20 protein-coding genes are annotated in these 14,592 nt (G+C 63.7%); 19 read left to right on the forward strand and 1 reads right to left on the reverse strand.

Annotation, left to right across the window (positions count from 1 at the left end; translation table 11 throughout):
• Position 1: 1 nt before the first annotated feature.
• The 3 genes from AC1DXN_RS17420 to AC1DXN_RS17430 are packed head-to-tail and all read left to right on the forward strand — an operon-like array spanning position 2 to position 2,150.
• Entirely contained in the window at positions 2-634 is a 633-nt protein-coding gene (locus AC1DXN_RS17420) for a precorrin-8X methylmutase (protein WP_477277002.1), read from the forward strand.
• The gene (locus AC1DXN_RS17425; RefSeq protein ID WP_477277004.1) at positions 631-1,389 is read left to right on the forward strand and encodes a precorrin-2 C(20)-methyltransferase; all 759 of its coding nucleotides are present in this window, start codon (positions 631-633) and stop codon (positions 1,387-1,389) included. Before AC1DXN_RS17420 ends, AC1DXN_RS17425 begins: the two co-directional genes overlap by 4 nt.
• The gene (locus AC1DXN_RS17430) at positions 1,386-2,150 is read left to right on the forward strand and encodes a precorrin-3B C(17)-methyltransferase (RefSeq protein WP_477277006.1); all 765 of its coding nucleotides are present in this window, start codon (positions 1,386-1,388) and stop codon (positions 2,148-2,150) included. The genes AC1DXN_RS17425 and AC1DXN_RS17430 overlap by 4 nt, the downstream gene beginning before the upstream one ends.
• Here the strand turns inward: AC1DXN_RS17430 and AC1DXN_RS17435 are convergent.
• Complete coding sequence (locus tag AC1DXN_RS17435; RefSeq protein WP_477277007.1) at positions 2,114-2,881, reverse strand: cobalt-precorrin-6A reductase; 768 nt, start codon at positions 2,879-2,881, stop codon at positions 2,114-2,116. The genes AC1DXN_RS17430 and AC1DXN_RS17435 overlap by 37 nt on opposite strands.
• A gap of 1 nt (position 2,882) precedes the next feature.
• Here AC1DXN_RS17435 and cbiE point away from each other — a divergent pair, with 1 nt between their 5' ends.
• The 16 genes from cbiE (at position 2,883) to AC1DXN_RS17515 (ending at position 14,591) form a co-directional block, all read left to right on the forward strand.
• Positions 2,883-4,112: a precorrin-6y C5,15-methyltransferase (decarboxylating) subunit CbiE gene (gene cbiE, locus AC1DXN_RS17440; RefSeq protein ID WP_477277008.1), complete on the forward strand. Its 1,230-nt coding sequence runs from the start codon at positions 2,883-2,885 to the stop codon at positions 4,110-4,112.
• Entirely contained in the window at positions 4,109-4,495 is a 387-nt protein-coding gene (locus AC1DXN_RS17445; RefSeq protein WP_477277010.1) for a cobalamin biosynthesis protein, read from the forward strand. Before cbiE ends, AC1DXN_RS17445 begins: the two co-directional genes overlap by 4 nt.
• Positions 4,492-5,256: a precorrin-4 C(11)-methyltransferase gene (cobM, locus tag AC1DXN_RS17450; RefSeq protein WP_477277012.1), complete on the forward strand. Its 765-nt coding sequence runs from the start codon at positions 4,492-4,494 to the stop codon at positions 5,254-5,256. The genes AC1DXN_RS17445 and cobM overlap by 4 nt, the downstream gene beginning before the upstream one ends.
• The gene (gene cobA, locus AC1DXN_RS17455; protein ID WP_477277014.1) at positions 5,253-6,071 is read left to right on the forward strand and encodes a uroporphyrinogen-III C-methyltransferase; all 819 of its coding nucleotides are present in this window, start codon (positions 5,253-5,255) and stop codon (positions 6,069-6,071) included. Before cobM ends, cobA begins: the two co-directional genes overlap by 4 nt.
• The gene (locus tag AC1DXN_RS17460; RefSeq protein ID WP_477277015.1) at positions 6,068-7,378 is read left to right on the forward strand and encodes a cobyrinate a,c-diamide synthase; all 1,311 of its coding nucleotides are present in this window, start codon (positions 6,068-6,070) and stop codon (positions 7,376-7,378) included. Before cobA ends, AC1DXN_RS17460 begins: the two co-directional genes overlap by 4 nt.
• Positions 7,379-7,381: 3 nt before the next feature.
• A complete protein-coding gene (locus AC1DXN_RS17465) occupies positions 7,382-8,158 on the forward strand; it encodes an adenosylcobinamide-GDP ribazoletransferase (protein WP_477277017.1) in 777 nt (258 codons plus the stop codon).
• A 24-nt stretch (positions 8,159-8,182) separates the two neighbouring features.
• Positions 8,183-9,193, forward strand: coding sequence for a nicotinate-nucleotide--dimethylbenzimidazole phosphoribosyltransferase (gene cobT / locus AC1DXN_RS17470; RefSeq protein ID WP_477277019.1), 1,011 nt, complete (start codon positions 8,183-8,185; stop codon positions 9,191-9,193).
• A 198-nt stretch (positions 9,194-9,391) separates the two neighbouring features.
• On the forward strand, positions 9,392-9,724 hold the full coding sequence (locus AC1DXN_RS17475; protein WP_477277021.1) for a hypothetical protein: 333 nt from the start codon (positions 9,392-9,394) through the stop codon (positions 9,722-9,724).
• Between the two features lie 299 nt (positions 9,725-10,023).
• Complete coding sequence (locus AC1DXN_RS17480) at positions 10,024-11,175, forward strand: tyrosine-type recombinase/integrase (protein ID WP_477277023.1); 1,152 nt, start codon at positions 10,024-10,026, stop codon at positions 11,173-11,175.
• On the forward strand, positions 11,172-11,600 hold the full coding sequence (locus tag AC1DXN_RS17485; protein WP_477277025.1) for a hypothetical protein: 429 nt from the start codon (positions 11,172-11,174) through the stop codon (positions 11,598-11,600). The genes AC1DXN_RS17480 and AC1DXN_RS17485 overlap by 4 nt, the downstream gene beginning before the upstream one ends.
• Before the next feature lie 87 nt (positions 11,601-11,687).
• Entirely contained in the window at positions 11,688-11,915 is a 228-nt protein-coding gene (locus tag AC1DXN_RS17490) for a hypothetical protein (protein ID WP_477277027.1), read from the forward strand.
• A gap of 78 nt (positions 11,916-11,993) precedes the next feature.
• The gene (locus tag AC1DXN_RS17495; protein ID WP_477277029.1) at positions 11,994-12,194 is read left to right on the forward strand and encodes a hypothetical protein; all 201 of its coding nucleotides are present in this window, start codon (positions 11,994-11,996) and stop codon (positions 12,192-12,194) included.
• A complete protein-coding gene (locus AC1DXN_RS17500; RefSeq protein WP_477277031.1) occupies positions 12,178-12,534 on the forward strand; it encodes a hypothetical protein in 357 nt (118 codons plus the stop codon). The genes AC1DXN_RS17495 and AC1DXN_RS17500 overlap by 17 nt, the downstream gene beginning before the upstream one ends.
• A complete protein-coding gene (locus AC1DXN_RS17505) occupies positions 12,531-13,037 on the forward strand; it encodes a hypothetical protein (RefSeq protein WP_477277033.1) in 507 nt (168 codons plus the stop codon). The genes AC1DXN_RS17500 and AC1DXN_RS17505 overlap by 4 nt, the downstream gene beginning before the upstream one ends.
• A 197-nt stretch (positions 13,038-13,234) precedes the next feature.
• Positions 13,235-13,462, forward strand: coding sequence for a hypothetical protein (locus AC1DXN_RS17510; protein ID WP_477277035.1), 228 nt, complete (start codon positions 13,235-13,237; stop codon positions 13,460-13,462).
• Between the two features lie 76 nt (positions 13,463-13,538).
• A complete protein-coding gene (locus AC1DXN_RS17515) occupies positions 13,539-14,591 on the forward strand; it encodes a phage major capsid protein (RefSeq protein ID WP_477277037.1) in 1,053 nt (350 codons plus the stop codon).
• Position 14,592 lies beyond the last annotated feature (1 nt).

Below are 14,592 nucleotides of genomic sequence, written 5' to 3' on the forward strand. Positions count from 1 at the left end.
CATGGCCGCCTACGACTACATCCATGACGGCACGACGATATACGAGCGCTCCTTCGCCATCATTCGCGCCGAGGCCGATCTGTCGCACTTTTCCGAGGCCGAGGCCGACGTCGCTATCCGCATGATCCATGCCTGCGGCCAGGTCGAGACCGCGAAGCACTTCGTTTTCTCCAGCGATTTCGTCGCCGCCGCGCGTGACGCTCTTGCTGCCGGCGCACCGATCTTCTGCGACGCAGAGATGGTCTCGCATGGCGTCACCCGCGCCCGCCTGCCGGCCGGCAACGAGGTGATCTGCACGCTGCGTGACCCGCGCACGCACGGCATCGCCGCGAAAATCGGCAACACCCGCTCGGCCGCGGCCATCGACCTCTGGGGCGAGCGCATGGCCGGTTCGGTCGTCGCCATTGGCAATGCACCGACGGCCCTGTTCTACCTCCTGGAAAAACTGCGCGACGGCGCGCCAAAACCAGCGGCGATCATCGGCATGCCGGTCGGTTTCGTTGGCGCGGCCGAATCGAAGGACGCGTTGGCCGAGAACTCCTATGGCGTACCCTATGCCATCGTGCGCGGCAGGCTGGGCGGCAGCGCCATGACTGCCGCCGCGCTCAATTCATTGGCGAGGCCTGGCCTGTGAACGCGCTTCCCAAGGGACGTCTGGTCGGCGTCGGCACCGGTCCCGGCGACCCCGAACTTTTGACGCTGAAGGCGGCCCGCGCGCTGGCCGAAGCCGATGTCGTGGCGTATTTCGCCAAGCGCGGCAACAACAGCAACGCACGCGCCATCGTCGAAACGCAATTCCGCCCGGGCATGACGGAACTGCCGCTGCTCTATCCCGTGACCACCGAAATCGACAAGGATCACGACGACTACCGCTCGCAGATCACGGCCTTCTACGAGGAGTCGGCAGAAAAGGTCGCCGAGCACCTCGATGCCGGCAGGATGGTCGCGGTGCTCTCGGAAGGCGATCCGCTGTTCTATGGGTCCTACATGCATCTGCATGTCCGGCTGGCGCACCGTTTCCCCACAGAAGTCATTCCCGGCGTCACCGCCATGTCCGGCTGCTGGTCGGCGACCGGCCTGCCGATCGTCCAGGGCGACGACGTGCTGACCGTGCTGCCCGGCACGATGAGCGAGTTCGAGCTGACCCGCCGCCTCGCCGACACCGACGCCGCCGTCATCATGAAGGTCGGCCGCAACCTGCCGAAGATCAGGCGCGCGCTGCAAGCGACCAGCAAGCTGAGCCGCGCGGTCTATGTCGAGCGCGGCACCATGCCGGGCAGCGTCTCGATGCGGCTTGCCGACAAGCCGGACGACAAGGCGCCCTACTTCGCCATCGTGCTGGTGGCTGGCTGGTCCGGCCGCCCGCCAGTAGCCGGGGGCGAAGCATGAGCGGCCGTCTCACCGTCATCGGCCTGGGACCCGGCAATGCCGACCAGGTCACGCCGGAAGCCAGCCGTGCTGTTGCGGACGCCAAGTTCTTCTACGGCTACAAGCCCTATCTCGACCGGCTTGAGCTGCGCCCGGACCAGACGCGCGTCGCTTCCGACAATCGCGAGGAACTCGCCCGCTCCAAGGATGCGCTGACCAAGGCCGCGGAGGGCCATGAGGTCGCCGTCGTCTCGGGCGGCGATCCCGGCGTCTTCGCCATGGCCGCCGCCGTCTGCGAGGCGATCGAGGCTGGTCCGGCCGAATGGCGCACCGTCGATATCGCTGTCGTGCCTGGCATCACTGCCATGCTTGCCGTTGCCGCCCGCATCGGCGCGCCGCTCGGCCATGATTTCTGCGCCATCTCGCTGTCCGACAATCTGAAGCCCTGGGAGCTGATCGAACTGCGCCTGCTGGCTGCGGCGGGCGCCGGCTTCGTCATTGCGCTCTACAATCCGATCAGCAAGGCGCGCCCCTGGCAGCTTGGCCGCGCCTTCGAATGCCTCACCGCGATCCTGCCGGGCACCACGCCGGTGATTTTCGGTCGCGCCGCCGGCCGCCCGGACGAGCGCATCGAGGTTTTCTTGCTGGCCGATGTCGAGGCTGAAAAGGCCGACATGGCGACCTGCATCATCATCGGCTCGCCCGAAACCAGGATCATCAAGCGCAGCGACAGGCCGGCGCTGGTCTATACGCCGCGGTCGGCAACGGGCCCGAGAAAATGATCGACCATCGCGGCAAGCGTTTCCAAGGATTCGGCGGAGGGAACGTCCGGCAAGGCCGGCCGGCGGACCATCACCACGTCGATACCCAGCACCCGCGCCGCGGCGATCTTGCCGTAGGTCGCCTCGCCACCGCTGTTCTTGGACACGACAACATCGATGCGGTGATCCCGCAACAGGGCGTTTTCGTCGGCCTCCCGGAATGGCCCACGCGCCAGCAGATATTCAGCATCGGGAACCGCAAGCTTCGGCTCGACCGGATCGACGCTTCGGATGAGGTAGTGATGCTGCGGTGCCACCTCGAAGGCGGCGACCTCTTGCCGGCCGAGCGAAAGGAAGGCGCGGCGCGGCGCCGGTCCAAGCGCCTCGACCGCTTCGGCTACGGTGCCGACCAGTGTCCAGCGGTCGCCTGCTACAGGCTCCCAGCCTGGACGCCGCAGGGCGATGATCGGCATGCGGGTCTTGCGCGCTGCTTCAGCGGCATTGGCGGAGATTTGCGCAGCATAAGGGTGCGTGGCGTCGATCAGCAAATCGATGCGCATGTCGTTGAGGTAAGCCGCCAGCCCGCCAGCGCCACCAAAGCCACCGACCCGCGTCGGCACATTTTGCGCAACCGGGTTTTCCGTGCGGCCGGCCAGAGACAGCGTGATCGACAGATCATCGCGCGCGGCGAGCTTACCGGCCAGCTGGCGGGCTTCGGTGGTTCCGCCAAGGATCAGAATGCGGTGGGTCATCATGCCTGCTGAAGGTCAATCGCCTGCCTGGCTCACTGTCGTCGGCATCGGCGAGGACGGTTTAGCGGGTCTCGGTGACGAGGCCAAGCGGCGCATTGCCGGGGCCGAAGTGATCTTCGGCGGCAAGCGCCACCTCGCTTTGGTCGCATCGTTCGCCAAAGGCGAGGCACGGCCATGGCCAACCCCTTTCGATGCCGAGATGGCTGACGTGCTGGCGCTTGCCGGCAAAAAGGTCTGCGTGCTCGCCTCCGGCGATCCGTTCTTCCACGGTGTCGGTGTCACCCTCGCCCGCAAAGTTGCGGTAGAGGACATGCACGTCATCCCGGCGCCATCGGCGATTTCGCTGGCCGCATCCCGCCTCGGCTGGGCGCTGCAGGACATCGAGACCGTCTCGCTACACGGCCGCCCGCTCGACCTGATCCGGCCGCTGCTGCAGCCCTGCGCCCGCATTCTGGCCCTGACCTCCGACGCCGAAGCACCGGCGGCGATCGCCCGCCTTTTGACCGAACTCGACTTCGGCGCCTCGCAGCTGACGGTTCTGGAAGCTTTGGGTGGCCCAAATGAGAAGCTGCTGCGTTCGGCGCAAGCCGATGCCTTCGACCTCACAAACATCAATCCGCTCAACGTGCTGGCCATCGAAATTGAATCGACGCCGCAAGCCCGCATCCTGCCGCTGACGTCAGGCCTTGCCGATCATCTGTTCGAGCATGATGGCCAGATCACCAAGCGCGAAGTGCGCGCCATCACGCTGTCGGCGCTGGCCCCCCGGCGCGGCGAATTGCTGTGGGACATCGGCGCCGGCTCCGGCTCGATCGGCATCGAATGGATGCTCGCCCATCCCTCGATGCGCGCGATTGCCATCGAGGCCGATGCGACTCGCGCCGCCCGTATTGGCCGCAACGCCGCCACCTGCGGCGTTCCCGGCCTTGTCGTGGTGGAAGGCAGCGCACCGAAGGCACTTGCCGGGCTGGCAACACCCGACGCGATCTTCATCGGTGGCGGCGGCAGTGATTCAGGCGTGCTGAACGCCGCCATCAAGGCGCTGCGCGCCGGCGGCCGCCTCGTCGCCAATGCGGTGACGCTGGAGATGGAAACATTGCTCCTTGCCCGCCACGCCTCGCTCGGCGGCGATCTCACCCGCATCGCGCTGTCGCGCGTTTCCCCTGTCGGCTCGATGCAGGCCTGGCGGCCGGCCATGCCGGTCACCCAATGGAGTTGGGTGAAGCCATGATGGTCGCGGGCATCGGCAGCCGAAAGGGCGTCAGCACAGGTGAAGTGCTTGCGGCGATCGAAACCGCGCTCGAAGCGCATGGGCTGGCGATGACGGCGCTTTCGGCGCTGGCCACCGCCCCTCTCAAGCGCGACGAAGACGCAATCTTTGCCGCAGGCCGCGAGCTCGACCTTCCGGTTATCGTCGTCGAAGACGAGGCGCTCAAGGTGGCCTCACCGGACACACTCAGCCGCTCCGACCAGTCGCAGGCGCGTGCCGGCACGCCATCGGTTTCCGAAGCGTCCGCGCTTGCCGCCGCCGGCGCTGGCGCGAAACTACTTGGCCCACGCACCGTGCTCGGCCCGGTCACCTGCGCCATCGCCATCAGCGGAGATGCGCCATGACCGTCCATTTCATCGGCGCCGGCCCCGGTGCTGCCGACCTCATCACCCTGCGCGGCGCAAGGCTGCTGGCCAGCTGTCCGGTCTGTCTCCATGCCGGATCGATCGTCGCACCGGAATTGCTGCAGCACTGCGCTCCGGGGACAAAAATAATCGACACCGCACCGATGTCGCTCGACGAGATCGAGGCCGAATATGTGGCGGCTCACGAAGCCGGCCATGATGTGTCGCGCCTGCACTCCGGCGACCTGTCGGTGTGGAGCGCCGTTGCCGAGCAGATCCGCCGGCTGGAAAAGCACGGCATAGCCTACACGCTGACGCCCGGCGTGCCGTCCTTCGCTGCTGCCGCCGCAGCGCTGCGCCGCGAATTGACCATTCCCGAGGTCGCCCAAAGCCTCGTCCTGACCCGCATCTCCGGCCGCGCCTCAAAAATGCCGCCTGGTGAAACGCTGGCCGCTTTTGGCCGCACCGGCGCCACCCTCGCCATCCACCTTGCCATCCATGCCATCGATCGCGTCGTCGCCGAACTGACGCCGCTCTACGGCGGCGATTGCCCGGTGGCAGTCGTCTTCCGCGCCTCCTGGCCGGACGAGCGCGTGCTGACCGGCACGCTGGCGACCATAGAAGCCCAATTGGCTGCCGACCCAATGGAGCGCACGGCGATCATCTTCGTCGGCCGTTCGCTGGCGGCGGAAGGCTTTGGCGAGAGTTCACTTTACGACGCCCATTACCAGCGGCGTTTTCGCGGACGGGACGGATTGTGAGCGGCAGCGCCAAAAACAACGGCGGAAACGCCACGCTCGAGCAGGCACTGGCCCGGCTGAACTTCAAGCCACGCCAGCTCGAGCCGGGCCATGTCTGGCTGGCCGGTGCCGGCCCCGGCGATCCCGGCTGCCTGACGCTGGAAGTGCTGGCAGCACTCGGGCAGTGCGACGCTCTCGTCTACGACGCACTGGTTTCGCCTGATGTTGTCGCCGTCGCCGAGAGCGCGGAACTGTTCTATGCCGGCAAGCGCGGCGGAAAACCGTCGATGAAGCAGGACGACATCACCGCCTTGCTGGTGCGGCTGGCGCGCGAGGGCCGCCGCGTCGTCAGGCTGAAAGGCGGCGACCCCTATATTTTCGGGCGCGGCGGCGAAGAGGCGCTGGCGCTGGCGCGGGAAAGGATCCCGTTCCGCGTCTTGCCCGGTCTCACCTCGGGCCTGAGCGCGCTGGCCGCGACCGGCATTCCCGCCACCATGCGCGGCATCAACAAGGCGGTGATCCTGGCGACCGGCCACGCCGCGGGCACCGATGACGACCTCGACTGGGCGGCAATCGCCCGCACCGGCCAGCCGGTCGTGATCTATATGGGCATGGCCAATCTGCCGGTTATCGCGGCCTCCCTGCTCGAGGGCGGACTGGCGCCGTCGACGCCAGCCACCGTGATCGTCGCCGCAACGACGCCGCAGGAGCGCATCGTCGTCGCCACGCTCGCAACCATCGCCGAGCAAGCCGCGGCAGCCGGCCTTGCCTCGCCGGCGTTGATCGTCGTCGGCGGCATCGTTGCCATGCGCGCAGCACTGGCGGGCGAACAATGACCCACGCCATCATCATTGGCGCGCCACGCTCGGGTTCGGGCAAGACCAGCGTCACCATCGGCATTCTGCGCGCATTGGCGCGGCGCGGCCTGAAGGTGCGCGGCGCCAAGTCCGGCCCCGACTACATCGATCCCGGTTTCCACACCGCCGCCACCGGTCTGTCCGGTGTCAACCTCGACAGCTGGGCGATGTCGCCGGATCTGCTCAATGCGCTGGCCGGCAACGCCACCGAGGATGCCGATTTCGTCTTCCTCGAAAGCGCCATGGGCCTGTTTGACGGCATCCCTGCTGCTCCGGGACGCACCGGCTCGGCCGCCGACCTGGCCCGGCTCTACGGCCTGCCGGTACTGCTGGTGCTCGATGTCTCGGGACAGTCGACTACGGCGGCAGCCGTCGCCAAGGGTTTTGCCACCTACGATCCGGATGTGCGCATGACCGGCATCGTGCTCAACCGTCTCGGCAGCGAACGCCATCGCAAACTGTGCAGCGAGGCCATCGAGGCGCTTGGCCTGCCGGTCGTCGGCGCCATTTTGCGCGATCCCTCGCTGAACCTGCCGGAACGCCATCTCGGCCTCGTCCAGGCCGGCGAATACGCCGACCTGATGGCCCATCTCGACCGCCTCGCCGACATGGTCGAAAAGTCGCTCGATCTCGACGCCATCATGGCGCTGACGGCGCCATTTACGCCTGCGTCAGGCAGTTTCGGCGACGCGCTGTCGCCGCCCGGCCAGCGCATTGCATTGGCCGAGGACGCTGCCTTCACCTTCCTCTACCCGCATGTCGCCGCGCACTGGCGCAAGGCCGGCGCGGAGATCGTCCCCTTCTCGCCGCTCGCCGACGAAGCGCCGGCAGAGGACTGCGATGTCTGCTGGCTGCCCGGCGGCTATCCGGAGCTTCATGCCGGCAAGCTCGCTGCTGCAGGAAATTTCCGCGCCGGCATGGCTAGCTTTGCCGCGACGAAGCCGGTGCATGGCGAGTGCGGTGGCTTCATGGTGCTGGGGGAAGCGCTGGAAGACGCGGCTGCCGAGACGCATATAATGCTCGGCCTGCTCGGCCATTCCACCAGCTTTGCCAAGCGCAAGATGAACCTCGGCTACCGCGAGGCGCGGCTGCGCGCTGATTGCCCGCTGGGGGCGCAAGGCGCGCTGATCCGCGGTCATGAATTCCACTATGCGCAAATGATTTCGACCGGCAATGACGAGCCGCTGGCTGACCTTGCCGACGGACAGGGCAATCCGCTCGGCGCCTCCGGCTATCGGCGCGGCCATGTCAGCGGCACCTTCTTCCATGCCATTGCGAGGGGCTAGAGCATGAAGCTCCAGAACATGAAGCTTTCGCCGCGCCAGCTCGTCGACGATATCGTGCTTTGCCTGGTCTTCTTCACCAGGCTGCCGCTGCCCGTTTTCGACTTTCGCGGCCGCAGCCTTGCCGCAGCGATCTGGGCTGCACCGGTCGCCGGCCTTGTCGTCGGCCTGATCGGCGCGGTCGTCTATGCCACTGCGGAAAGGTTTGGCCTCGCCATGGGGCCGGCGGCGGCACTTGCTCTGGCCGCAACCTTGCTAACCACCGGCTGCCTGCACGAGGACGGGCTTTCCGATGTCGCGGATGGCTTTGGCGGCGGCAAGTCGCGTGGCCGGAAACTGGAGATCATGCATGACAGCCGCATCGGCGCCTATGGCGCGTCGGCACTTGGCCTGTCGCTGCTGATCCGCTGGAGCACGCTTTCGCAATTCGCCGATCCCAACCAAGCCCTCTTCGCCCTCGTGGCCGCACACGCGGCCTCGCGCGGCTTGCTCGGCTCCTTCATGCATCTGCTGCACCCGGCGCGGTCCGATGGCCTCTCGGCCGCAGCCGGCACCGTATCGCAGGAAGTCGCCATAGCCGGCGCCGTGCTCGGCGCGATACCACTCCTCTTGCTCGGGCTTGGCGGCGCGGTTTTCGCGCTCATCCTGCTCGGTCTTTTGTTTTTCGCCTTCCGCGCACTCTGCCTCAACCAGATCGACGGCCAGACCGGCGATACGGTCGGCGCGCTGCAACAACTGGCCGAGATCGCAATCCTGCTCGTCGCTTCCGTTTCCCTTTCCTGACTCTTCCTCGGAGAATTTGCCCCCATGCCCTTCAAATCGCTTGCTGAACTGCGCGCCGCGTGTCTCGATCTGCCTGCCGGCAGTGACACTGCGGCCAATGCCGTCGCCCGCCGTCAGGACACGCTGACCAAACCGCAAGGCAGCCTCGGCCGGCTCGAGACCATCGCCGCCTGGCTGGCCCGCTGGCAGGGCCGCGACATGCCGAAGCTCGACCGCGTCAAAGTCTTCGTCTTTGCCGGCAATCATGGCGTCACCGCGCAAGGCGTGTCAGCCTTCCCGTCTGAGGTCACCGTGCAGATGGTGGCGAATTTCGCCGGTGGCGGCGCCGCCATCAACCAGCTCGCCCGCATCGCCGGCGCCGAGCTCGACGTCATCCCGCTCGACCTCGACCATCCCACGGGCGACTTCACGCAGGCACCCGCGATGGACGACAAGGCCTTCCTTGCCGCCGTCTCGGCCGGCTACGACGCGGTGACGAAGGACATCGACCTGGTCTGCTTCGGCGAAATGGGCATCGGCAACACCACGCCGGCCGCAGCCATATCAGCTGCGCTGTTCGGCGGCGGTGCGGAGAAATGGACCGGGCGCGGCACCGGCGTCGACGATGCCGGCCTGAAGCGCAAGGTCACGGCCATCGAAGCCGGCCTCAAGCGCCATGCCGAGGCCCTGGCCGATCCACTGGGGATAGCCGCCGCGCTCGGCGGCCGTGAACTCGCCGCCATCTTCGGCGCGACGCTCGCCGCTCGCCACCTCGGCGTGCCGGTGCTGCTCGACGGCTTCGTCTGCACCGCAGCCGCAGCGCCGCTGGCAAAGCTGCACCCAACCGGCCTCGGCCACACACTCGCCGCGCATGTCTCGGCCGAGTCTGGCCATCGCCGCTTGCTTGAAGCACTTGAGCTGCCGCCGCTGCTCGATCTCGGCATGCGGCTCGGCGAAGGCTCCGGCGCCTGCCTCGCGGTCAACATCGTCCGCTCGGCGCTGGAATGCCATGCCCGCATGGCAAGTTTTGCCGAGGCCGGCGTTTCGGAGAAGTGACGAGACAGCCGATCGCTTTGGCCTGCCCTCAACCAACTTTCCGGTTCTGCTGTTAGCTCCCAAGAACACCTGCGCCGCGCCAATCATCAATATTTTGCATGATTTGTGATTCACTTCACATATCAAAGACAACAACCATGCCAGTTACCTTGAGTCACTATTTTGATCGCAAAAATAGTACTGAAAAAGGAGGCAGACATGGCTCGTTCAATTCGAATTCTCTACAGAGGTCAGCATGGTACAATTCGCAAGAACTTCAATTGGGACCCAATCAATCTGGACTCCACGGTAGTCATAACAGCGGCGGAATTTACACCGGTCTTCGGCGGCCTTGGTGGCGGGCCTAAGACACTTGGACGTCCTAACCTTGGCCTGGCCAACGTTTACGTGACCAATGTTGGGCCCCACGGCCGCGCTGGCGTGGAAGCGGGAGGCGTTGAATTCCTTCTTCACGTCGACTGGAATAGCCCGCTGGACATCGTTGTAACCATCACCGTTTTGGATGACATCGAACAATTCTTCCAAGCCTAGCGGACAACTTCCATCGCTTGACGCAGCCTTGGCAGCCACGGTTGGGCTCGGCAACTCATCTCGCAGCGAAGGGTCCCCGCGCGAGAAAAAGGAAAATATCAGCGGAAAAAATGGTGGGTGCGCACAGGATTGAACTGTGGACCCGCTGATTAAGAGCAAGCGGAACCGTCAACCTTAACAATCACTTAGCCATACACAAGCCGTTGATAATGCTAAATATTATATAGCAGTATGGAATAGTATGGAACCATATGTTATAGGGTGCCTGTGCCCATTTGTGCCCAAAACAGGAGCCGCTGATGAAAAAGAAGCTGAGTTCCGCAGTTCTCGCCGGTAACCTCGCTGCGGGCGAATATTGGGACGCCAGCCATCCCGGTTTGCACCTGAGGGTGGGCGCCAACCGCAAGACCTGGCTGTATCGTTATCGTGTGGGCGGCAGCCAGAAGCGTGACCGGCTGGGCTATTTGCCGAAGATGGGCTTGGCCGAGGCTCGAAACGCCGCTTCCGAAATCGACAAGCGCCTAGAGATCGGCTTGCCACCGGCACCTGTAGCCGTCGTTCATCCAACCTCGCCCGACGCGCTGACACTGGGCAAGTTGCTCGATCGCTATGAGAAGATGCGCGAGCGAGAACCGCGCACGAAACGGCTCAAGCGCTCCATGATGACGCTGCGCCACTGCCTGAAACCCTATCTCACCACAATGGCGTCCGACTTCACCAAGGCGGACCTTCGCGCCGCGCGCGATACTGTGGCCGAGAATGCGCCGTCGCAGGCAAATGCTCTCCTGCGCAACCTGTCGCCGGTTTTGAAATGGGCGGCGCAGGAAGACATCATCGCCACCAACTTTGTCGGCGATCTCCGCAAGTCCGCTTCCCGCAAGCGCAAGCGCAAACTGTCGCCCGATGAGCTGCGCGCAATCTGGAAGGCATGTGACACCTTCGGGACCGAGACGGCATCAAAATCCTATGCCCGTTTGATTCGCTTCCTCATGCTGACCGGCTGCCGCCTCAGTGAGGGCGCCGGGCTCAGGTATGGGCATATTCTCGATGGTGTCTGGCGGCAGGGCGACCGCAACAAGAGCGAGCGAGAACACAAACTGCGCCTTCCTAAACTGGCACTCGCTCAATTGAACAAGGGCGCCGCACCAGACCTCTGCTTTCCTGGGCAGCGCGGCGGTGAAATCTCCGGCTTCTCGAAACTGAAAGCCTCCCTCGATGAAGCGTGCGGTGTGAAGGGCTGGGTCGTGCACGATCTCCGGCGAACCTTTGTCAGCGGCCTGGCGGATCTCGGCATTGACCAAATGACCATCAAGGCGACCGTCAACCACGCAACAGTCACCGGCGCGCTGTCGCACTACATGCTGGCCGAGTTGGAGAAGCAGAAAACGGCTGCGCTGCAGGCTTGGACCGACAGCGTGTCGAAGCTCGTCGCACGGCGGGCTGCGTCATGAGCGAGCGCTTCATTCCCTATCATCCGACGCTCGAAGAGTGGGAACAACAGAAGATTGACGGCCACTTTGCCGTCCTTGATGCGAGAGAGAGCTTCGAATACGGGCCGCTGCTCGACCGGCTGCGCAACTCTCCGTATGTCACTGTCGCCGAGCGAAAGCTTGCGGCCGATATCATTGATGGCACCTTCAAGCGCCCCGCTAGTCGAGTGGCCAAGGGCGAGACGGAATTTATGGGACACTTCATCGCCTTGCACGCACGCATCCTTGCTGACAAGGGGCTAAACCGAAAGAGTGCGGTCGACGCACTGTTGAAACGGCCCGACCTTAAGAAAAGGAAGATCGGCAAACCTACAATCGAGAAGGCCATCACCACGCATCGGGATACGATGCATCCTTCATGGCAACGGCAGAAGACGCAGAAATAAGTCCGACTTCTTTCCAACTAAACCTCGTGCATCACTGCCGTATATAGGAATATCTATTCGTCGCGCTTCTGAAAGGAGAGCGCGACGATGAACCAACAGAAGATCAAGGTCAGCCACGCTGACCTGCGGGCGATGGGAATCGTTCGCAATCGCTTCGACCAAGCACAGAAAATCAAGGCGGGTAAGCTTCCTCCGCCGAATAAGGACAGCGACCGCATGCAGGCCTCTGCATGGTGGTGGTGGGCGGACATTGCGGAGTGCCTGGAGCGCGAGCGCGCGGAGACGAAGGCTCGCATTCATGGGGAGGCCGCATAAAATGGCCGCCGCCCTTCCCTACGCCATCAGCGCCGCTGCGCTACTCCTCCTGCTCGCCGTCGTCCTGGGATGGCTGCCATGAGTATCGATCTCGAACCCGACTTTCAGATACAGCAAATCGCTAGATGGCTGATCGAAACGCCTAAGTCCGAACGCCCGCGTGCGGCCGTCGTGGAAATCCGCGCACGCTTCCCGAATGTCGGCGCGCAAGGTGCTTGCGAAGCGATCGGCTTGGCCAACAAAATCCGAGCAGGAGGCGTCGATGCGGGCGGCTCTTGAACGTCGAAAGCCGGCTCCGCTGGACGCGAGAACCGGCTCCGAAGAAATCTCAAGCTTGGCAGCTACTGAGGCTTCGGAAGATAGCAAACCGCTCCAGACGCCGCAAGCACGGTGGCGGCAGCGCAATCCGATCGCGGCCTGGTGCCACAGCGCCACGGCGTCTGCGATCAGGCGCGGCATCATCGAGCGCCAGCCATGCGAAGTCTGCGGCGATCCCAAGACCGACGCCCATCACCCGGAATGGAAAACCCCACTTTTTTGTCAGTGGCTTTGCAGGAAGCATCATAAGGCGGCCGAGCGCGAACTGAAGCTTTCGCTGAAGTGCGAGGCAACCGGATGAGCAACACCCGTAACTTCACCATGGTGGCGCCTGGGCTTCATAGCTCCAGGCGTTTCGTGGATCTTGATGACAGCGGACGCGCGCTGTTCCTCTATCTGCTGACTGGCCCGCACCAGACAAGCTGCGGCTGTTCGCAGATCAAGCCGGGCTATGCATGTGCAGACCTTGGGCCGAACTGGCCACTGGCAAAGTATCTCACCAGGCTCGCCGACCTTGAAGGACAGGCCCGGCTCATCATCACCGACCCAGAAACAGATGAGATCTATATCGAGCGTTGGTTCAAGCACAACTCGAAGGGCTCCTGGAAGTACGCCAAGGCGGTCCAGGGCCATATCGACAAGATCGAAAGCGAAATGCTTCGCGAGAAGGTGAACGCCGATTTCGCGGCCACCGAACTCGGGCAAGCTGCCTATGAGGCTGGAGAGGCAGAGCGAACCAGCGAGAGACCATCCCCAGCCAATTCGGGCAGCCGATTGCTGAATACCCGCATCATGAGGGGATAGCTCATGGATACGGTATCGGATGACTATCGATATACGGAGACGGAAACGGAAACGGAAACGGAGACCATACGCATACGAAAAACCGAAAGAGAGACTTTAGAGCATCGCTTGGGAAAAAGGAAAAAGGCAGCTAACGACAACAGCCGCGATCCCGATCCCGACTGCCCATTCCCACTCTATCTCCTGGGCCAGACCTAATGACCGGCGGCCAAGCGAAAACAGCCGAGAAGCCGAAACACTGGCAACTCTCCCGGCAGAGGGCGCGGCAAGGGCTCATCGGCCTGAGAACCTGGCACGACGAAACGCACATAACGGCACTGCTAAAAGAATATCTCGACCCGAATTTGGCCGACGACAAGCAAGCCATTGAACGGGCTCTGGAGCGCTATATCGCCGCCGGCCGCGCGGCCGAGTTCGATGTCTGAAACGTGCAACATGTTGCAACACGCCTTCGCGAACTATGAGAAATTCCGAGAACGAATAATTTCAGAGGAAATTTCCATGCGCGGCACGGTGCACGTTACAAGCCTAGACGTCGACAAGGGTATGGACATGGCGCGCGTCGTTCGCCTTCTGGCCACGACCGATAGCAACTATGAGTTCGACCACCTTGGCGGATCGTTTTCCCCTCGCATCATCGATGCGGCCAAAACGCTCAAGAGCGCCGTGACTGCGGGCAGCATCGACGGCGGCACATGGGGCAGCGAACTGGCGCCCTATTCCGTCGTGGCCAGCGGCTTCATGGAATCCTTGCGAAACGTCGGCGCTTTCTTCCGCATCGCCGATTCCATTTTGCGGGTGCCGCTCAGGTCGAAACTAACGGCGCTGACGGCCACCGCAACCGCTTACGTGAGCGGCGAAGGCTCGGCCAAGAAGATGACCCGGCTGTCGCTGGAAAACGAGACCATCGACGCCTTCCGCGCCGTTGGCTTCCTGGTCGTCACGAAAGAAATGCTTGAACTCGGCCAGCTTGCCGACCCCCTCATAAGCCATGAACTGCGCGGCGCGGTCTCGCTCACAACCGATCAGCAATTTCTCGCCATCCTCGATGCCGGAGCAACCTCTTCGGCTAGCAGCGGCTCGACCGTCAATGCGATTCAACAGGATCTGAAAACGGCACTTGCCGCGCTCGACCTGGGCGCGCAGTCGAAGCTGTTTTTCATCACGCATCCCGACACCGTGAAAATGCTCGCCACGATGACCATCGACGGTGGCGTGGCGTTCGGGGACATCAATCCTGTTTCGGGCGGTCTCTTGCTCAAGACGCCGCTCATTCCCTGCGATGCTTGCGCTTATGGCAGCTTCTACGCGCTGGATGCTTCCGGCATCGCAGGCAACCTCGATACCGTCATTGTCGAGCGCTTCAAGCACGGAACAATCCAGATGGACGATGCGCCCGACTCGCCGGCAACCTCTAGCACTGTGCTGATACCGCTGTTCCAGCGAGGCCTTATTGCCATCCAGGCATCGACCTGGGCCGGGGCGAAAGTCGTCCGCAGCAGCAGCGTCTACAAGCTGACAAGCGTGGATTGGGGTTCGGCGAATTCGCCGTGAG

This window comes from Mesorhizobium sp. P2_H9 (assembly GCF_056403215.1).